Origin of the sequence: Polymorphospora sp. NPDC050346 (assembly GCF_040655695.1) — a bacterium.
Classification (GTDB): Bacteria; Actinomycetota; Actinomycetes; order Mycobacteriales; family Micromonosporaceae; genus Polymorphospora; species Polymorphospora lycopeni.
On the sequence record NZ_JBFAKM010000016.1, the window covers coordinates 43971 to 63170 of the forward strand.

At 69.4% G+C, this 19200-nt stretch carries 16 protein-coding genes, 2 tRNA genes and 1 other RNA gene; 5 read left to right on the forward strand and 14 right to left on the reverse strand.

Annotated features, from left to right (window positions below):
* Positions 1 to 6: 6 nt before the first annotated feature.
* The 7 genes from AB0I42_RS18270 to ffs all read right to left on the reverse strand — a co-directional run bounded on the left by AB0I42_RS18270 (position 7) and on the right by ffs (position 7604).
* Positions 7 to 981, reverse strand: coding sequence for an ABC transporter permease (locus AB0I42_RS18270; protein ID WP_357538693.1), 975 nt, complete (start codon positions 979 to 981; stop codon positions 7 to 9).
* Positions 978 to 1982, reverse strand: a complete 1005-nt coding sequence (locus AB0I42_RS18275; protein ID WP_357538694.1) for an ABC transporter permease — start codon at positions 1980 to 1982, stop codon at positions 978 to 980. Before AB0I42_RS18275 ends, AB0I42_RS18270 begins: the two co-directional genes overlap by 4 nt.
* A gap of 74 nt (positions 1983 to 2056) precedes the next feature.
* Positions 2057 to 3721, reverse strand: coding sequence for an ABC transporter substrate-binding protein (locus AB0I42_RS18280; protein WP_357538695.1), 1665 nt, complete (start codon positions 3719 to 3721; stop codon positions 2057 to 2059).
* Between the two features lie 214 nt (positions 3722 to 3935).
* Positions 3936 to 4529 carry a recombination mediator RecR gene (gene recR / locus AB0I42_RS18285; protein ID WP_212825642.1) on the reverse strand — a complete coding sequence of 198 codons (594 nt, stop codon included), beginning with the start codon at positions 4527 to 4529 and terminating at the stop codon, positions 3936 to 3938.
* A gap of 7 nt (positions 4530 to 4536) precedes the next feature.
* Entirely contained in the window at positions 4537 to 4845 is a 309-nt protein-coding gene (locus tag AB0I42_RS18290) for a YbaB/EbfC family nucleoid-associated protein (RefSeq protein ID WP_357538798.1), read from the reverse strand.
* Between the two features lie 107 nt (positions 4846 to 4952).
* Entirely contained in the window at positions 4953 to 7418 is a 2466-nt protein-coding gene (locus tag AB0I42_RS18295; protein ID WP_357538696.1) for a DNA polymerase III subunit gamma and tau, read from the reverse strand.
* Positions 7419 to 7513: 95 nt separating this feature from the next.
* Positions 7514 to 7604: signal recognition particle sRNA small type (gene ffs / locus AB0I42_RS18300), an RNA gene on the reverse strand.
* Positions 7605 to 7690: 86 nt separating this feature from the next.
* On the opposite strand from ffs, the gene AB0I42_RS18305 reads away from it, so the two are divergent.
* The 3 genes from AB0I42_RS18305 (at position 7691) to AB0I42_RS18315 (ending at position 10937) form a co-directional block, all read left to right on the forward strand.
* A tRNA-Ser gene (locus tag AB0I42_RS18305) sits at positions 7691 to 7775 on the forward strand.
* A 773-nt stretch (positions 7776 to 8548) separates the two neighbouring features.
* Positions 8549 to 9928 carry a VWA domain-containing protein gene (locus AB0I42_RS18310; protein WP_357538697.1) on the forward strand — a complete coding sequence of 460 codons (1380 nt, stop codon included), beginning with the start codon at positions 8549 to 8551 and terminating at the stop codon, positions 9926 to 9928.
* Between the two features lie 46 nt (positions 9929 to 9974).
* Complete coding sequence (locus tag AB0I42_RS18315) at positions 9975 to 10937, forward strand: SDR family NAD(P)-dependent oxidoreductase (RefSeq protein ID WP_357538698.1); 963 nt, start codon at positions 9975 to 9977, stop codon at positions 10935 to 10937.
* A 114-nt stretch (positions 10938 to 11051) separates the two neighbouring features.
* Here AB0I42_RS18315 and AB0I42_RS18320 read toward each other — a convergent pair whose 3' ends face one another.
* Both AB0I42_RS18320 and AB0I42_RS18325 read right to left on the reverse strand, forming a co-directional pair.
* Positions 11052 to 11702, reverse strand: a complete 651-nt coding sequence (locus AB0I42_RS18320) for an alpha-ketoglutarate-dependent dioxygenase AlkB (protein ID WP_357538699.1) — start codon at positions 11700 to 11702, stop codon at positions 11052 to 11054.
* Positions 11702 to 12133 (reverse strand): protein-tyrosine phosphatase family protein, encoded by a 432-nt coding sequence (locus AB0I42_RS18325; RefSeq protein ID WP_357538700.1) that lies wholly within the window; start codon positions 12131 to 12133, stop codon positions 11702 to 11704. The genes AB0I42_RS18320 and AB0I42_RS18325 overlap by 1 nt, the downstream gene beginning before the upstream one ends.
* Positions 12134 to 12329: 196 nt before the next feature.
* Between AB0I42_RS18325 and AB0I42_RS18330 the strand changes: the two genes are divergently transcribed.
* Positions 12330 to 14318: an HNH endonuclease gene (locus AB0I42_RS18330; RefSeq protein WP_357538701.1), complete on the forward strand. Its 1989-nt coding sequence runs from the start codon at positions 12330 to 12332 to the stop codon at positions 14316 to 14318.
* Between the two features lie 178 nt (positions 14319 to 14496).
* Here AB0I42_RS18330 and AB0I42_RS18335 read toward each other — a convergent pair.
* A tRNA-Ser gene (locus tag AB0I42_RS18335) sits at positions 14497 to 14583 on the reverse strand.
* Positions 14584 to 14658: 75 nt separating this feature from the next.
* On the opposite strand from AB0I42_RS18335, the gene deoD reads away from it, so the two are divergent.
* Positions 14659 to 15366 carry a purine-nucleoside phosphorylase gene (gene deoD, locus AB0I42_RS18340; protein WP_357538702.1) on the forward strand — a complete coding sequence of 236 codons (708 nt, stop codon included), beginning with the start codon at positions 14659 to 14661 and terminating at the stop codon, positions 15364 to 15366.
* A 166-nt stretch (positions 15367 to 15532) separates the two neighbouring features.
* On the opposite strand, the gene AB0I42_RS18345 is transcribed toward deoD, so the two are convergent.
* From AB0I42_RS18345 to AB0I42_RS18360, 4 genes are read right to left on the reverse strand one after another with little or no spacing between them, the layout of a single operon-like run.
* The gene (locus AB0I42_RS18345) at positions 15533 to 16735 is read right to left on the reverse strand and encodes an ABC transporter permease (RefSeq protein WP_357538703.1); all 1203 of its coding nucleotides are present in this window, start codon (positions 16733 to 16735) and stop codon (positions 15533 to 15535) included.
* On the reverse strand, positions 16732 to 17415 hold the full coding sequence (locus tag AB0I42_RS18350; protein WP_357538799.1) for an ABC transporter ATP-binding protein: 684 nt from the start codon (positions 17413 to 17415) through the stop codon (positions 16732 to 16734). Before AB0I42_RS18350 ends, AB0I42_RS18345 begins: the two co-directional genes overlap by 4 nt.
* 26 nt (positions 17416 to 17441) lie before the next feature.
* Positions 17442 to 18497 carry a peptidoglycan-binding protein gene (locus AB0I42_RS18355; RefSeq protein ID WP_357538704.1) on the reverse strand — a complete coding sequence of 352 codons (1056 nt, stop codon included), beginning with the start codon at positions 18495 to 18497 and terminating at the stop codon, positions 17442 to 17444.
* Positions 18494 to 19039 (reverse strand): hypothetical protein, encoded by a 546-nt coding sequence (locus AB0I42_RS18360; protein ID WP_357538705.1) that lies wholly within the window; start codon positions 19037 to 19039, stop codon positions 18494 to 18496. The genes AB0I42_RS18355 and AB0I42_RS18360 overlap by 4 nt, the downstream gene beginning before the upstream one ends.
* Positions 19040 to 19200 lie beyond the last annotated feature (161 nt).

A 19200-nucleotide genomic window follows, 5' to 3' on the forward strand; every position in this document is an offset into this window, starting at 1 on the left:
GCTCGCCTACTTCCGCAGCTTGGGGTCGAGTGCCTCGCGCATCGCCTCACCGAGCAGGGTGAAGCCCAGCGCCGTGACGATGATGCCGATGGCCGGCAGAACCGCCAGTCGGGGCGCCGCGTCGAGATAACGCTGCGCGTCGGCGAGCATCACGCCCCACTCCGGGATGGACGAGTCCTGGTTGCCCAGGCCGAGGAAGGACAGCGCCGCCGCCTCGATGATCGCGGTGGCCAGGGTCAGCGTCGCCTGCACGATGACCGGAGCCAGCGAGTTGGGCAGGATGTGGGTCAACGCGATCCGGCCGCGCTTCACGCCCAACGACGTCGACGCCAGCACGTAGTCCGTATTGGACTGCGCGATCATGGATCCCCGCAACAGCCGGGCGAAGACGGGTACGGACACCGTGCCGACCGCGATCATGACGGTGACCAGGCTCGGCCCGAGCAGGGCCGCGATGCTGACCGCCAGCAGCAGGCTGGGCAGGGCGAGGAGCATGTCGACGACCCGCATCAGGGCGTTGTCGACCCAGCGGCCGAACCGGCCACCGAGACCGGCGGCCGCACCGGCCGTGCCACCGATGATCGCGCCGACGACCAGACCGATCAAGGTGGACACCACGCCGACCAGCAGGGTCTGCCGGGCCCCGACCACGATCCGGCTGAACTCGTCGCGGCCCAGGTGGTCGACGCCGAACCAGTTCTCGGCGCGCGGCCCCGGGTAGTGCGCCCGGGCGTCGCTGACCTCGCCGCGCCAGGTCTGCGCGACCGGGTCGTGCGGGACCAGGAACGGCCCGACGACCGCGACGAGCACGAAGGCGGCCAGGATGAGGGCGCCGATGATCGCGGCCGGGTTGCGCCGCAGCCGCCGGAACGCCTCCTGCCAGAGGCTCACCCCGCGTTCGTCGTCGCGCCGGGCGGAGAGTTCGGAGAGCCGGTCGAGTTTCTCGATCTTCTTGCGGCCCGGTGTGAGCACCCCGCTCATCGCACCCTCACCCTCGGATCGATAAAGCTGTAGGAGAGGTCGACGATCAGGTTGACCAGCACGTAGACCACCGCGATGATCATGATGAAGCCCATCAGCACCGGATAGTCCCGCTGGCTGATCGACTCGGCGATGAACGCCCCGATGCCGCTGAACGCGAACACCGTCTCGGTGAGTACCGCGCCGGACAGCAGGCCGCCGGTGAGCAGACCGATGGTGGTGGCGACCGGCAGCATCGCGTTGCGCAGGACGTGCCGGCGGCGGACCACGTTCTCGGTCAGGCCCTTGGCCTCGGCGGTGCGGACGAAGTCTTCACCCAGCACCTCCAGCACGCTCGCCCGGGTGATCCGGACGATGATCGCCAGGGGGATGCTCGCGAGGGCTATTCCGGGCAGGACGAGATGCCACAACGCGTCGGCGGCGGCGTCCCACTCTCTTGTCATCAGGCCGTCGAGCACGAAGAAGTTGGTGATCCGGGTCGCGCCGATCGTCGGGTCCTGCCGGCCACTCGACGGGAACCAGCCCAGGTTCTCGGCGAAGATCGCCTTGAGGACGTATGCCAGGAAGAAGACCGGGATGCAGATGCCGATCAGGGAGCCCACCACGGAGGCGTGGTCGAGGATCGTGGCCCGCTTGCGGGCGGCGAGGTAGCCGAGCGGGATACCGACACCGATCGCGATGATCATCGCGGTGAGGGCGAGTTCGACGGTGCCGGGGAACCGTTGGAGGAACTCGGTGGTGACCTCGCGCTTGGTCGAGATCGACGTGCCGAGGTCGAGTCGAAGCATCCGCCTCATGAAGCGGCCGTACTGGATCAGGATCGGCTCGTCGAGGCCGAGGTTGCGCCGGATCGCGGCGCGGGACTCGGGTGTGCCCCGCTCGCCGAGGATCGCGGTCTCCGGTCCACCCGGCAGACGGTGCAGCCAGATGAACAACAGGATGGATAGCCCGAACAGCGTCGGTATCAACTGCAGCAGGCGTCTGACGATGAACCGGAACACGTGCGCCTCGAATGGGTCCAGAGGGCCGTGGGCGGGCACCGAAACGGTGCCCGCCCGCGGTTCCTTTTTCTATGTCAGGACTTGAACTCGGCGGTGGCGAACCGCTCGTCCGTGAGCGGGCTCGCCTTGACACCGGTCACGTCCTTGCCGAAGACGATCGCCGGCGGCGAGTGCGACACCGGCACACCGGGCAGGAAGTTCATGATCTCGGCGTTCAGCTGCTTGTAGATCTCGAACCGGGCGGCGGGGTCAGCCGTGGTGTCGGCCTGGCGGAACAGGTCGAACAGCGGCTGGTTGGTGTAGCCCCACTCGTCCTTCGGCCGGTCGAAGAACGTGCCGATGAAGTTGTAGGCGTCGCCGTAGTCACCGGTCCAGCCCAGGAAGTGCAGGTCGTGGTTGCTGCCCACCTGGGTGGCGTTGAGGTAGTCCGGGCTCCACTTCAGCGGGATCGCCTCGATGGTGATGCCGACCGCCCGCAGGTCCGCGGCCAGCAGCTCGAAGAGGTCCTTCGGGTTCGGCATGTAGGGCCGGGTGACCTCGGTCGGGTAGTGGAACTTCAGCGTCAGGTTCGACGCGCCCGCCTCGGCCAGCAACTGCTTGGCCTTCTCCGGGTTGTAGTCGTACGTGGTGACCGACGGGTTCCAGCCCTCGACGGTGTCCGGGATGAACTGCGTGGCGACCTTGGCACCCGGGGGCAGCTTCGAGTCGACCAGCGCCTGCCGGTTCAGCGAGTGCATGATCGCCTGCCGGACCTTGATGTCGGCGAGCTTCGGGTTCCCCTTCTGGTTCATCGCCAGGTAGAGGATGTTGAACGCCGGGCGGGTCAACACGTTGAAGCCGTCGTTCCCCAGTGGACCGACGTCGGCCGGGCCGACCAGGTCATAGCCCTGGATGTCACCGGAACGCAGCGCCTGCTTGCGGGCGTTCTCGTCGGAGATGGTGCGGAAGATCAACGTCTTCAGCTTCGCCTTCTCGCCCGCGTAGTCCTCGTTGCGCTCGAGGGTGACGGTCTTGTTGGCGATGTCCCAGGCCTTGAACTTGAACGGGCCGGTGCCGGTCGGGTGCTCCATCGCGTACGGCGGGTACTTCACGTCGTCCGCGGTGCCGGTCACCTCGCTGGCCTGGTACTGCTCGAGCGCCTTCGGCGAGTGCATCGAGAAGGCCGGCAGCATCAGGGCGGCGGGGATCTTGCTGGAGACCCGGTTGAACGCGAGGTCGACGGTGCTCGGGTCCTTGACGGTGCACGACTTGAAGAGGCTCTCCCCGAGTTCGGGGTCCTCATTGGTCGCGAAGCCGCCCATGATGTCCTGCCAGTAGGACGTCACGTCCGGGCTCTGCATCAGACCCTTGGCGTTGAACCAACGGTTGAAGTTGAAGCACACCGCTTCGGCGTTGAAGTCGGTGCCGTCGTGGAACTTCACGCCGGTGCGCAGCTTGAAGGTCCAGGTCGTGCCGGCCTCGTCCGGCGTCCAGCTCTCGGCCAGGCCGGCGGAGACCTTGGTGCCACCCTCCTCGGGGCGGACGAGAGTCTCGAAGATCTGCCGGGAGACCCGGAACGACTCGCCGTCGCTGGCAAGGCTGGGGTCGAGCACCTTGGGGTCGCCGGCGACGCCGAAGACCAGTGTGTCCTTTGTGGATCCGCCCGAGTCTCCGTCGCGCTCGCTCGCGGCACAGCCGGAGAGCGCGAGGGCGGCGACCGCTGCGGTCGCGATCGCGACCTTCGGCCTTGATGCACGCATGGTGCTTCACCTCGTCCTGTGGGTACGGACAACGCGGTGACCCGGGGTCACCAGATGGCGAGACGATAGCCGTCCATCGAACTCCCCGGAAACTGGCCTATTGGGGGTTGGTATCGGATCGTGTCTTTACGTCTCACCACTGGCACGCACGATGCGAAGTTGTTACATTGCGCCGCTGTTTCCGAACGTCAACTGTCAGATCAACGACCGCACGTCAGACCGCTCGACGCCCTTCGAACGCCCGGCCAAGCGTGATCTCGTCGGCGTATTCGAGGTCGCCACCCACCGGCAGACCGCTCGCCAACCGGGTGACCGCGATCCCCATCGGCTTCACCATCAGCGCCAGGTAGGTCGCCGTCGCCTCGCCCTCGGTGTTGGGGTCGGTGGCGAGAATCAGCTCCTTGACCGCGCCGGAACCGAGCCGGAGCATCAGCTCCCGGATCCGCAGGTTGTCCGGCCCGATGCCCTCCAGCGGATTGATCGCCCCGCCGAGCACGTGGTAGCGACCGCGGAACTCACCGGTCCGCTCGATCGCCACCACGTCCTTGGGCTCCTCCACCACGCACAACACCTCGTCGGTGCGGCGCGGGTCACGGCAGATCCGGCACAGCTCCGCCTCGGCCACGTTGTAACAGGTCGTGCAGAACCGGACCAGTTCCTTGACCTTGCGCAACGCGGTCGACAGGCGGTTGACGTCGGCCGGATCCGCCGACAGCACGTGAAAGGCGATCCGCTGGGCGCTCTTCGGCCCGACGCCGGGCAGGCGACCCAGCTCGTCGATCAGATCCTGGATCGCACCCTCGTACATCCGGTGCTCAGAAGCCGGGCAGGCCGAGGCCGCCCATGCCGCCGGTGACCGGGCCCATCTTCTCCTCGGTCAGCTTGCGCACCGCGTCGTTGGCGTTGTGCACCGCCGCCAGCACTAGGTCTTCCAGGGTCTCGACGTCGTCCGGGTCGACCGCCTTCGGGTCGATCTTGATCGCCTTGACCTCGCCGGCGCCGGAGATGGTCACGGTGACCAACCCGCCTCCGGCGGTGCCGGTCAGCTCCGCGTCGGCCAGCTCGGCCTGCGCGGTGGCGAGCTGCTGCTGCATCTTCTGCGCCTGCTTCATCATCTGCTGCAGGTTGGGCTGTCCACCGGGGCGCACGGCACGGCTCCTTCGACGTCGTCATTGCCTGGGCGACGTTCAGCCTAGTCGGCGCCGCCGACGGGCCGCGGCACGCCACGTGGTCAGCCGTCGAGCCGCTCCGCGCCGAGCGTCTGGTGCAGCAACTGCACCACCTGCTGTTCGCTGCTCTGCCGGACCGCGGCGACGTCGACCACGTCGTCGAGCGGCTCGTCACCGGGATCGAATCCCTCGTACGTCACCCCGCCGCGCACCGGCCCGTCGTAGTCCGGGTCGTACGGCGGCTCACCCGCCCAGGACGGGTCCGCCGTCTGGACGGCGCCGGCACGGGCCGCCGGGGCCTGGGCGGCCGGGGCCGGTGCGGCCGGTGGAGCGGCGACAGCCACCGGTGCGGCGGTTTGGGCGGCGGGCACGCCGTCCCGGCCGGCCGTACCCCGGTTGGCGGCCGCCGCGGCCGCCCGCGCGGCCGCGAGCCCCGCCCCGGCGCCACCGCCGTTCACGGCGGGCGGGCTGCTGGTCGGTGGTGTGCCGGTGCCGGACGGCCGCACATCCGTCTCGCCGGACGGTGCGGGTGCTGGTGCCGCGGGTCGCCCACCCGGCCGGGCTGCCTCCGGCCAGTCCGATCCAGCCGCTGTCGACACCGCCGACGGCGGGCGGGCCGGCTCCGGCCAGTCGGACCCACCACTACCCCGACCGGCCTGGGCCGGTCCCGCCGACGGTGGCCGGGCCGGCTCGGGCCAGTCCGGACCGGTCGATCCGCCGGACGGGGGCGAGCCGGCCGCCGGGCGTGGCGGGGCGGCGGGCGGCGCGGACGGAGGAGGAGGCGGCGGGGTGGGCCGAGGCTGCGGGGTCGGGGCCGGCCGGCCACCGTCGCCGCCGACCTCGCACCGGATCTGCCAGCGCCCGCCCAGCACCTGACCGATCGCCTCGACCAGCAGATCCGGCGAGTTGGTCAGCATCGTGGCGTGCACGCTGTGCCGGAACGACAGCACCAGCGTGTTGCCGTCGACCTCGCTTACCGTCGCCTCCCGTACGACCGCCGCCGCACGCTTGCTCCGGGCCGCGACCGTCGACAGGATCTGGTCCCACGACCGGCGGACCGCCGCCGCGTCGAGCGCGCCCGGGGCGACGGGCGTGCCCGGTGCCGGCGGATCCGGCGTTACCGGATCGGGCATGACCGCCGCGGCCGGCGGGCCGGACCGTGGGGCCGCCGCCGGCTGCGCCGGCCGGGACTCGGTACGCGCCGAAGCGGCCTGCTGCGGTGCCTGTGGCGCCGGCGGCTGCTGTGGGGCCGGGGGATGCTGCGGGGTCGGGGGCTGCTGCGGCTGGGGCTGCGGCTCGACCCGCGGCGCGGCCGCCGGACGTACCGGCTCGACGGCCTGGACCGGCGGCAACTCGCCACCGCCCGCGACGGTGAGCCGGCGCTCCATCCGCTCCACCCGCTGGAGCAGCGCGGCCGAGCCGTCGTCGGCACCCGGCAGCAGCATGCGGGCGGCGATCAGCTCCAGCAGCAGGCGCGGCGCGGTCGTGCCCCGCATCTCGACCAGGCCGTTGTGCACGATGTCGGCACAACGGGACAGCGTCGCCGACCCCAGCCGCTCGGCCTGGGCGGCCATCCGCTCCACCTGGTCGGCGGGGCCGTCGACCAGGCCCTTGGCGGCCGCGTCCGGCACCTGCCGCAGCACGATCAGGTCACGCAGCCGCTCCAGCAGATCGGAGGCGAACCGCCGCGGATCATGGCCGGCCTCGGCCACCCGGTCGATGGTCGCGTACGCCGCCGCACCGTCCCCCGCCGCCAGCGCGTCACACATTTCGTCGATCAAGGCCGAGTCGGTGACGCCGAGCAGGGCCACCGCCCGCGCGTAGCTGACCCCTTCCGGCCCGGCGCCCGCGATGAGCTGGTCGAGCACCGACAGGCTGTCCCGCGCGCTGCCGCCACCGGCCCGCACCACCAGCGGGAACACCGCCGGGTCGACCTTGATCCCCTCGGCCTCGGTCAACTGCTCCAGGTAGGGGCGCAGCACCGCAGGCGGGATCAGCCGGAACGGATAGTGGTGGGTACGCGACTTGATCGTGCCGAGCACCTTCTCCGGCTCGGTCGTCGCGAAGATGAACTTGACGTAGTCCGGCGGCTCCTCGACCAGCTTCAGCAGCGCGTTGAAGCCCGCCGACGAGACCATGTGCGCCTCGTCGATCACATAGATCTTGAAGCGGCTGTTCGCCGGCGCGAAGAACGCCCGCTCCCGCAGCTCACGGGCATCGTCGACACCACCGTGGCTGGCCGCGTCGATCTCCATGACGTCGATCGAACCGGCGCCGTCGTTGGCCAGCGACCGGCACGAGCCGCACGTGCCACACGGCTCCGGGGTCGGGCCATGCTCACAGTTGAGCGACCGGGCCAGGATGCGCGCACTGGACGTCTTGCCACAGCCACGCGGCCCGGAGAACAGGTAGGCATGGTTGAGCCGGCCGCTGCGCAACGCCTGCGACAGCGGCTCGGTGACATGCTCCTGGCCGATGACCTCGGCAAACGTCCTCGGCCGGTATTTGCGGTAGAGCGCGAGCGCCACCCCAGCCTCCTCTCGACCGGGCCATTCTCCACCGGCGGGCGGCCCCGGACACAACACGGGGCGAGGCAGCGGTGATCAGCGGCGACCAGGAAAAATAAGGCCTCCCGTGCACCCGTCAGAGCTCGCTTATCCTTGCTGCCTTCCGGCCCTGGGGAGGTTCACGAGGTGCACGCCGCACGGGAGGTACCGACGACTCTACCTCGCCCCGTCCGGAACCCGCCGGTGGGTGGGGCCGTGTGAGGCTGCTGCGACGAGCCTGTATCCTGTCCGACGGAGGATTCGCCTAGAGGCCTAGGGCGCACGCTTGGAAAGCGTGTTGGGTTCACACCCTCACGAGTTCGAATCTCGTATCCTCCGCTCTTCTGAGCAGCGTAGACGCAAGGGCCGGCCCTCGTACGGGGACCGGCCCTTCGTCATGTGGTCTCAGTCTTGGCCTCGGTTGGCGGGCAGCCGGCCCCGAACCGACGCTCTGTCGGATTGCCGTGACGGCGTCCGTTCCGGGCCGCCATGATCGTCTGCGGTTGAAGCGTTCCCGCCCCGGCGTGTCGACTGCCTGAGCAGCAGACGATCGAGACGAACTACAGGCGTCGGGCGGCAGCGGCCTGGACCCGCGAACTTTCGCCTGCACAGGCACATGAGCTGGCGATTCGGAAGGGGGACGGGATCCCGTTGCAGGCGACCTCGTTTCATGGCCCAGAGTCCGTCGTACGGGCGTCCCAGAGTCTCGCTGCGAATCGACGCGAGGCGGAGGAAGAGACGTGCCCACTGTTCCCAGCAACCGCAAGGTGGCCGCCACCGCCGTCAACATGGTGAGGATTTGATCTTTTGGCAACGGCAAGGGAGGGGACAGGCAACACTGCTACGCAGCGACCTTGACTGGATTCCTGAGCAGGTCAGGGCCGGAAATGCTGCGATTCGATGCCTTCTCGGAGTTTCCCGACCCAAAGCATTGGGACTGGCGGCCTGTTTCGCGGCTACGTCCTGGGCTCGCCAGTCCGCGTCGGATCGGACACCTCAGCCCTTCTGACCGCCGCCCCGTTCCGCGTCCGGCCACGCCAGCCAGCCCGACCTGCGTGAATCTTGATCAACACGGGTAGGCTCGGACACACCCGTGACGCGGAGGAGGCACCGTGACAGTGCTGTCCAAGGGCGCCAACGTCGCCCTGTCCACGATGTACGTCCGGGCGGTCCTGAGCTGGACGGCGGGACCGGGCGTACCCGACATCGACGTGTCAGCGCTGCTGCTGACCGCGAGCGGCAAGGTGCGCAGCGACGGTGACTTCGTCTTCTACAACCAGCCGCGGCACCCGTCCGGGGCCGTGACCCACGCGGGCAAGCGCGCCGGGTCGGCCGGGGAGGCGTTCGACGGCATCACCGTCGAGCTGGCGAGGGTCGAACCGGACATCCAGCGGGTGGTGATCGCGGCGTCCGCCCACGACGGCACCTTCCAGCAGGTACGTGGGCTGCGGCTGACCATCTTCGACGTCGGTTCCGGGGCCGAGGTGGCGCGGTTCGAGGACATGCACGCGTCGACCGAGAAGGCGATCGTCGGCGGGGAGCTCTATCTGCGTAACGGGGCCTGGAAGTTCCGGGCGGTCGGGCAGGGCTGGGATTCCGGGCTGGCCGGACTCGCGACCAACTTCGGGATCAGCGTCGACAGCGAGCCGCCCACGCCCGCTGCGCCGCCACCGGCGTCCGCCTTCGCGGCACCGGCCGCGCCACCGCCACCACCGGCTCTGTCATCGCCGCCACCGGCAGCGCCGCAGGCGTCCACGGCACCGCCCGGGCAGCCGGCCGTGCGGTTCACCAAGGGTGAGGACCGGCTGCCGCCGGAGGCCCGGCAGAAGCTCAACCTGCGTAAGCAGCAGGTGGCGGTCAGCCTGACCAAGCACGGCATCGGAAACGTACGGGCCCGGGTGCTCCTGGTCCTCGACGCGTCGGGTTCGATGACATCCCTCTACAAGAACGGCACGATGGCCCGCGCGGTCGAGCGGACCGCGGCTGTCGCCGCCCAGTTGGACGACGACGGAACGATGCAGTCGTGGATGTTCGCGTCCCGCCCCGGGCGGCTCCCCGATCTGGAGATCGGCGACATGCCGACCTGGATTCCGGCATTCGTCCGGATGAAGGCGCTGCCGAAGCTCGGGTTCGGTAACGAGGAGCAGAAGGTCATCGCGATGGTACGGGATTTCGTACGGCAGAATCCCGAACCGGTTCCCACCCTCGTCCTGTTCTATTCCGACGGCGGTGTCTACCAGAACGCCGCGATCGAGAAGGAGTTCCGGGCCGCCGCCGACGAACCGATCTTCTGGCAGTTCATCGGGCTCGGCAACGCCAACTACGGAATTCTCGAACGGTTCGACCAGATGCAGGGCCGGCGGGTGGACAACGTCGGGTTCTTCGCGGTCGACGACATCGACCGAACCGGGGATCCGGAACTCTACGACCGCCTGCTCAGCGAGTTCCCGGCCTGGCTGCGCGCCGCCAGCGCGGAGGGCATCCTGCGCTGAGAAAGGTACTTGTCTTCCAGTGCGCTCGAAGTCGTAGCGTCGGGGCATGACCGCAGCGCAGCACAAGATCGGATCGGGTTTCGGTGCGCGGAGCACCGCTGACGACGTACTCGATGGGGTTGATCTTTCGGGGAAACTGGCGGTGGTGACCGGCGGGTATTCGGGGTTGGGGTTGGAAACGACGCGGGCCCTGGCGAAAGCCGGGGCCCGGGTCGTCGTGCCGGCCCGGCGGCCGGACGCCGCCCGCGAGGCGCTCGCCGGAATCGCGGGGGTCGAGGTCGACGAACTCGACCTCGGTGACCTCGAAAGCGTGAAGGGTTTCGCCGAGCGTTTTCTTGCCGCCGGCCGGCGAATCGACATCCTGATCAACAACGCGGGCATCATGGCCTGTCCGGAGACGCGGGTCGGGCCGGGCTGGGAGGCGCAGTTCGCGACCAACCATCTCGGTCATTTCGCGCTGACCAACCGGCTGTGGCCGGCGCTCGTGGACGGCGGCGCGCGGGTCGTCTCGGTTTCGTCGACCGGCCACCACAACTCCGCGATCCGCTGGGACGACCCGCAGTTCGAGCGCGGCTACGACAAGTGGGCGGCGTACGGACAGGCCAAGACCGCGAACATCCTGTTCGCCGTGCAGCTCGACGCCCTCGGCCGGGACCTCGGGGTACGGGCGTTCGCGCTGCACCCGGGTGGCATCCTCACCCCGTTGCAGCGGCACCTGACGACCGAGGAAATGGTCGGCTACGGCTGGATCGACGCGGACGGCAACCCACTGAACCCGAGCTTCAAGACGCCGGAACAGGGCGCGGCGACCCAGGTCTGGGCGGCGACGTCGGCCCAGCTCGACGGGATGGGCGGCCTCTACTGCGAGGACTGCGAGATCGCCGAGTTGGCGGGCGACGGCGTACGCGCAGGGGTACGCGACTACGCGATCGACCCGGCGCAGGCGGCTCGGCTCTGGACCCTGTCGGCGGAGTTGACCGGGGTGGACGCGTTCGCGCCGACCCGGTGACCGCGGCGGTTGTCCACAGGCCGGCCAGCCTGTGGACAATCACCCACGCTCGTACACACGTGCTATCCACACCCTGTGGATAACTCTGTGGAGAACGTTCTGAACAGCGCAGACTCAGGAGAGCCCGGTCTCCCGTAGCGTGATGTTGATCCGACCGAAGTCCAGGCCGACCCCGGCCGGAGCCGTACCCGGATAGGTCCGCACCACCCCGTGATAGGCGAACCGCGCCGGCCCGCCGAAGACGAACAGGTCACCCGAGGCCAGCTCCAGGTCGGTCCACGGCCGGTTCCGGCTGTGGACGTTGCCGAACCGGAAGAGGCACGAGTCGCCGACGCTCAACGACACCACCGGCGCGTCCGTACGCTCGTCACGGTCCTGGTGCATGCCCATCTTCGCGGCATCGTCGTAGAAGTTGACCAGTGCGGTGTCCGGCCGGTAGCCCCGCTCCGGCATCTGGCGGACGTCCACGAGCGCGGCCCGCCCCAGGTCGGCCAGCCAGTCCGGCAGCTCGGCCACCCGCCCGCCGCCGGCGTCGTCGGCGGTACGGCTGTAGCGGTATGGCTGCCAGTGCCAGCCCAGACACACCGTACGCACCGACATCCGGCCGCCGCCCGGCAGCTTGGCCGCCCGCGCCGGCACCGGACCGTCCGCCCACGCCCGGCACGCCTCGACCAGCCGGCGCTGTGTCTCCGGGTCGAGCCACCGTGGCACGTGCACCGCACCCGGGGCGATCTCCCGCCGGCCGGCGTGCGCAAGGTCGAACATCAGGCGACGAAACGTCGTACGTAACGCTTCTGCCACGGCGTCTCGACGGCGTGCGGGGAGTAGTGCGCGCGTACGAAGGTGACCGCCTCGTCGGCCGGCACCCCGTCGATGATCGCCAGACAGGCCAGCGCCGTGCCGGTACGACCCCGGCCACCGGAACAGGCCAACTCGACCCGGTCGGTCGCCGACCGCTCCCACGCCTCGCGGAACCTCGTCCGGGCCTCGTCCCGGTCGCGCGGCAGCCGGAAGTCCGGCCAGTGCAACCAACGAGCCTCCCAGTCGACCGGCGGCGGCGGCTTGCCGAGCAGGTAGACGGCGAAGGTCGGGGACTGCCCGGTAGGCAGCGGTTTCAGCAGCCCACGGCCACGAACCACCCGCCCGGACGGCAGCCGCAACAGTCCGGCGTCACTCGAATCCCACGGCTCGACCACGAGCCGATCCTATTCAGCCCGGACATCAGCTTCTCCTGACTTGTACGACAACCCCCCATCACGGCGGCCCAACCTTCCAATACCACGATGAGCACCCATAAAAACACCCAGAGTGACGACGGCGTCCTCCCTGCCTGCGGAACGACCAGCACCTCGACACTTTTCTCTTTGGAACCTATGTGCCAAAGTAGACGGCGTGCTTATCGCCAACTCTGTCGGTTTGCCACTAAACGCCAAGTTCTCCGTAGAGCCTGACGGTGACGACTTGGCAATCATCCTTCACAGCGGCGGCGGCCGAACTCGGTCCGGCAGCAGCCGCAATGCCGACTATCGGGCCGCGCTGACGTTGCTACTCGTCAGACTTCGGGAACACGACGCCGTGCTTCAGGAAGCACTGATCGACTCGACCGCAGTCGCGCATCTACCGGAACCACAGCGAAGCCTGCTGGTCAGCCCTATCAAGCTAGCGGATGAGTCGGACATGGAAGACGTTCGGCGACGGCTAACCGCCGCGCAGGGGAGCCTTGGCCAGAGACCCGGTGCCATAAAAGCAGGAAATAACAGCAAACGGCTACGACTAAGGGTCTCCGTTCCAGGGTTCACCCCTAGCGATGCCGCACAACTGGCGCACGCACTATCGAAAGACACCAGCAACGACCGCAATCAAGATATCCTACTACCGACGAATAACGAGGCAACTGACTTGCAGTCCGACCCTCAACTGATGCTCCAACCTCGAGGCATCAAAGCCAAAGGCGGCGAGAGACATTATCAGAAGTCGGTCAGAATTGGAATCCAGCTCGCCGATCTAGCGGTCGACCTCAGGCACGATGGGAATATTCTTCGTCAGATCTATCCAAGCGGACTCGCCCGCCTGTGGGGATCTACACCGGCTGCTGCCGGCGTGGAGAACTACAAGAGCAAGGCACTCCGGGACCGCCGAGTCGGCGACGATATCCTGTTCTACAACAACAAGGGTTTCTTCGCCCGGGCTCGCATCGTGCACCTATTCCGTAACCAGGAGGCAGCCCGAGCCATCTGGGGCGCCGATGAGGACAACCAAACCTGGGAGTATATGGTCGCACTCGATGACTTGGAGGAGTTCCAACAACCAATCCCCGCGGAACCGCTTCTCCAGGCGCTGAATCTGCCCGCTCCACCCTTGCGCAGTCTAACCCTGGTGAGATCGTACGAATACGATCGCATCAAGCGCCTGCTCCCCAACAAGCAGGAACCGATCAACCCGAGCCATGGCCCGAATAGACATCCGACGCGCCCGGGTCTGAATGAGCGCGAACTATTGTCCGTTCTCGAAACACTCGCTCCCCGCGAACCGCACAAAACTCCGAGAAGCCACTTGGCGCTAACGCTACTCTGGTCAATCGCCCATGAAGCTAAACACGGCTCCAGACTGGTTCGGTGGCACAAATTCCGTTCCGAACTGGCACCCATCCTCGCCCGCTACACCTCGGTCGATCCAGATCCCACAGTTGCACACCCATTCTGGCACCTGGGCAGCAGCGTCATTTGGGAGATAGATGGCATAGACATCACGGCCACTACTACCTCGCCACCGACTCGGCTTGATGTAGTAAATCCCAGCGCGGGCCTCACGATTGACGCAAGCAGACTACTCAAGAAGTCCGAGGTTCGAACAAGAGCCGTCCGCACACTACTCACGCATCATCTGACCGAGACAAACCATGCGGACCTACTCAAAGAACTCGGTATGTCTGGATACGAATCAGCTACCGGCACCTTCGACGATGGGCCAGACTCGGGCATCTTTACCGGCAGCCTGGGCGGCACCTCTCGTTGTGAGGTAACTCTGCAACGGATCATCCGCAGCACCAAGGTCGCCGAGACCGTAAAGGCGATCTACGACCACCACTGCCAGATTTGCGGTGAGCGACTGGAGACTCCCAATGGGGGGTACAGCCAGGCCGCGCACACTCGCGGCCTCGGTGCACCGCACCACGGCCCTGACCACATCTCGAACGTGCTCTGCCTTTGCCCGAATCACCATGTCCTGTTCGACAGCTTTGCAATCTACGTAGACGAGCATTGGATTGTTCGTCGGGCCGCGGACAATCTCGAGCTCGGCGCACTCCGCCGGCACGCCACCCACCCGATAGATCCTGCCCAACTTGCCTACCACCGGCAGCTCTGCGGACTCCTGGCATAGTCGACCGGCGCCGCTGACAGGACGCCCGCCAAACACCTCAGTGTGACGGCAGGTCGGCAGAGCAGCACGCAGCGTAGCCGAAGTGAACGAAGCCCCGCCCCCGACGAGCCAGAGTTTCACCGACAACAAACGCCCGGCCCCTCTCGAAGGAGGAGCCGGGCGTTTGCCTGGTTACGAGCGGTGGCGGCGGGATTTGAACCCGCGGAGGGCGTAAACCCTCACACGCTTTCGAGGCGTGCTCCTTAGGCCACTCGGACACGCCACCGCCGAGAAGGCTACCTGACGCCCCCGGGACCTGTCGTGGCGGTATCCCCTCCGTCGACCTGGCAGGATCATGGCCATGAGTACGCACATCGGCGCACAGCCGGGCGAGATCGCCGAGCGGGTCCTGATGCCGGGCGACCCGCTGCGGGCGAAGTGGATCGCGGAGACGTACCTCGAGGATGCCAAGTGCTACTCGACGGTGCGGGGGATGTTCGGCTTCACCGGCCGCTGGCAGGGCACCGAGGTCTCGGTGCAGGGCTCCGGCATGGGCATGCCGTCGGCATCCATCTACGCCCACGAGCTGATCAACGAGTACGGCGTGAAGTCGCTGATCCGGGTCGGCTCGTGCGGTGCGATCGTCGACGAACTGAACCTGCGGGACGTGATCGCCGCCAACGGCTCGGCGACCGACTCGAACATGAACCGGGTACGGTTCGACGGCCTGATCGACTACGCGCCGGTGGCCGACTTCGGTCTGCTGCGTACGTCGGTCGAGGTGGCCGAGCGGCGCGGCATCGAGATGACGGTCGGGCCGGTGCTGGCGGCGGACGCCTTCTACACCGACCGGCCGGACCTCTACGACCGGCTCGCCGACTACGGGGTGCTGGCGGTGGAGATGGAGTCGGCGGCGCTCTACACGATCGCGGCCCGGTTCCGGGCGAAGGCGCTGACCCTGCTGACGGTGAGCGACCACATCAAGCGGGGCGAGAAGACGACGGCCCAGGAGCGCGAGCAGACCTTCGGCCAGATGGTCGAGGTCGCCCTGGACACCATCACCGCCTGACCCGTCCCCGCCCCGCACCCACCCGCCCACCCGAGCGCTGGCGGCCGGCCGCCGCGCCCTCGCAAGATCCGCGTGATCAGGGAGTTTGAGCCCCAACGCGCCGACGACACGCGCGACTTAATCCCTGATCACGCGGATCAAGCCGGGGAGTGGCGCGGGGGGCGGATTAGGCGGGAGCCGATAGGGCTTGGGTCGGGGGGAGGGTGGCGGCGCGGATTGCCGGGTAGAGGCCGGCGAGAGCGCCGATCAGCAGTGGAGCGGCCAGACCGCCGCCCAGCGCCCACGGCGGAATCGCCAGTGGCCAGGACTGCCACCAGGCGTAGGCGGCGGTCACGGCCAGCCCCAGGAACACTCCGCCAGCCCCGCCGAGGGCGGAGAGCAGCAGGGATTCGGCGAGGAACTGGGTGCGTACCTGCCCGCGGGTCGCACCGAGCGCGCGGCGGAGCCCGATCTCGGGCCGCCGTTCGAGCACCGAGACGACCATCGTGTTGGCGACCCCGACGCCGCCGACGAGCAGGGCGACCGCGCCGAGCCCGAGCAGCAGTCCGGTGAACGCGGCGTCGGTCGCCTGCCGGGCGGCGAGTGCGTCGGACGGGCGGGAAACACGTACCTCGTTCGGGGCTTGCGGGTTTGCGGTGGCGGCAAGCACGTCGCGTACCGCCTCGACCTGGCTGTCCGTCGTACGGGTGTAGACGGTCGTCGGGTGGCCGTCGAAGCCGAGGTACGTCCTGGCGGCCGGCCAGCCGACGAGGGCGCTGGTGTCGAGTTCGGGAGCCAGCGGTACGGCGGACAGCACGCCGACGACGGTGAACCAGCGCCCGCCGACGAGCACCTGCCGGTCCGGGCCGGCCGAGCCGATGCCGAGCCGGGCGGCGGCCGTCGTGCCGAGGACCACGGCGGGGTGGTTCGCGGTCGCGGCGTTCAGCCAGGTGCCGCTTCCGATGTGGCCGCCGACGGTGTCGAGCAGGGCGAGGTCGGCGGCACGGGCGGCGATCCCGCCGGTTTCGGCGGCCGGGATGCGGTCCGACCGGTAGACGGGTGTGTCGGGGAGTTGCCCGGTGGCGGCGACCTGGCGTACCGGACCGATCCGGCCGATCATCGCGACCGAGTCGACCGGCAGGCGGGCCTGCTCGCCCAGGATCGTGTTGCCGGGGGCGACGGTGAGCAGGTTGGTGCCGAGTGCGGCGAGGGTCCGGTCGAGTTCGGCCCGCGACGACGACGAGATGCCGACGACGGCGACCATTGCGGCGATGCCGATGGCGATCCCGAGCGCGGAGAGGAAGACCCGCAGCGGCCGGGCCCGTAGCCCGGCGCCACCGACCCGTACGACGTCGGCCGGGCGTAGCCGGGCCGGCACGAGCCCGCTCACCGGGGCGGCACCGGCGGCCGGGCGACATCGGAGACGATCCGGCCGTCGCGCATGTGGACGCGGCGGGGCAGGCTTGCCGCGATCTCCTGGTCGTGCGTGATGACGACGACGGCCGTACCCGCGTCGTGCAGCCCGCGCAGCAGCGCCATGATCCCGGCCCCGGCGGCCGAGTCGAGGTTGCCGGTCGGTTCGTCGGCGAGCAGCAGCGGCGGTTCGCCGACGACGGCCCGGGCGATCGCGACCCGCTGGCGTTCGCCGCCGGAGAGCTGGTGCGGCCGGTGGTCCAGCCGGTGGCCGAGACCGACCCGGCGCAGCGCGGCGGCGGCGCGGGCCCGCCGGTCCCGGCGCCGTACGCCGGTGTAGAGCAGCCCGTCGGCGACGTTGTCGACCGCGGGTACGCCCCCGGCCAGGTGGAACTGCTGGAAGACGAAGCCGATCCGGGTGGCCCGCAGGGCGGACAGCTTCCGGTCGGCGAGGCGGGCGACGTCGTACCCGTCGATGTGGACGGTGCCGGACGACGGCCGGTCGAGGGTGCCGATCAGGTTCAGCATGGTCGACTTTCCGGAGCCGGAGGGGCCGGTGACGGCGACGAGTTCGCCGGGCTCGATGCGCAGCGAGACGCCGTCGAGGGCGGTGACCCCACCCGGGTACGCCTTCGTCACCGCGTCGAGCCGGACCACCGGGACGCCACCGGGTACGGGTGTGGTCATCTCGGCACCCCCACCCGCTGACCCTCGGCGAGCCCGGCGCCGGTCACCTCGACCCGGCCGGCCGCGAACAGTCCGGTTTCGACGGCGACGACGCGGGTGGTGGAGCCGTCGACGACTTCGACGCCGTACCCGCCCTCGGCGAGAGCGAGCAGCGCGGCGACCGGGACGGTCAGCACGTCGTCGCGTCGCGAGGCGGTGAACGCTACGGTCACGGTGGCGTGGTCGTGGCCGGCGAGGGCGTCCGGGTCGTCGCCGGTGACGGTCACCTCGATGCGGTTCTCGGTCGGGTTGGTGTCGCTGGCCAGCGTGACGACGGTGCGTACCGCTGTGATCCTGCCGGTGGTGGTCCGGCCGTCGGGCAGGGTGACGGTGACGGCGGCGCCTTCGGCGGCCAGCCGTCCGGCGGCGGCGGGGAGCGTGACAGTGACGAGCCGTACGGTGCCGGTGACGGTGAGCACCGGCTGGTTCGATTGGGTGGCGTCCCCGACGGCAGCCTGGTGGGTCTCGATCCGGGCGTCGCCGCTGGCGTGCACGAGATGTCCGGGCTCGACCCGGCCGGTCGGCTCGACACCGAGGTCGCGCTGCCAGCGGCGGACCGCGTCCGCGGTCGCCCCGGTGTAGTGGTCGTCGGCGGTGAACCCGGTGTATCCGAGCGCCCGCAGGTTCCGCTCGAACTGCCGTACGTCGGCACCTTCGACGCTCGGGGCGAGCGTCCGGTAGGCCGGCAACGGGCCGTGCAGCAGCACCACCGGTACGTCGTCGACCCGGTAGAGGACCTGCCCGCGCCGGACCGTCGCGCCGACCTCGGCGAGTGCGGTCAGGGTGCCGGTGAGCCGGCCGTTGACGGTCCGGGCGGTGCCGTAGCCGAGTTCGCCGTCGGCGTTCTCGGCGTCGACGAGGGTCTGCCGGGTGATAACGGCGGTGGCCGGTGGCAGGCCGGCCCGGTCCGGCGTACCCGGGTCGGGCGCGCCGCGACCGGCGACGGCGGCGACCCCGCCGGCGACCGCGACCACGACGGCGGCCGCCGCCAGTCCGGCGGCCCGGCGGTTCACCGGTCGCCGCCGAGGATGCCGGGGGCGTGCCGCTGGCATTTCTCGGCCGCGGCCCGGACCTTCGGCTCGTCCAGGCTGATGCCGGGGCCGCCGCGGATCGAGCCGTCCGGGGTCGGGTCGGGGAAGTCGGCGATCCCCTCGGCGCGCATGCAGCGGGCGAACTGCCGCAGCCGGTCGAGTTCCGCGGGGTCGGCGTCGGGTATCTCGCCACCGTCGGGCAGCAGCGTCTCGCACTTCGCCATCGCCGCCTCGACCTTGCCGGGTTCGAGGCCGTCGCCGAAGGACAGCCGGATCGGGCCGCCGTCCGGCTGGGGATCGGGTACGTCGACGCCGTTCTCCCGCATGCAGCGGGCGAACGCGATCTCGCGGTCCTCGTCGTCAACGGTCGGTGCCGGGGAATCCGACCGGCCGCCCGGCGCGCTCGACCCACCGCGGTCCGCGGTCGCCACCTGTCCGTTGTCGTCGGTGGTGCCGCCCCCGCAGCCGGTCAGGGTCAGGGCGAGCGCCGTCAGCACCAGCCCACCGGTGAACCTCCGCCGCATGTCTGTTCCCCCGTTTCGGCGGCCGGTGCCGGTGCGCCGTCCGGCCGCGTATGTCAGACGCCGGCGGTTGCCGGCCATCGGCAACATCTGACGGGAGGAGCGGTAGCCAGGGCGTAACCGTGGACGTTAACGGCGACGTTATGCCGGGCGCGCGACGGTGA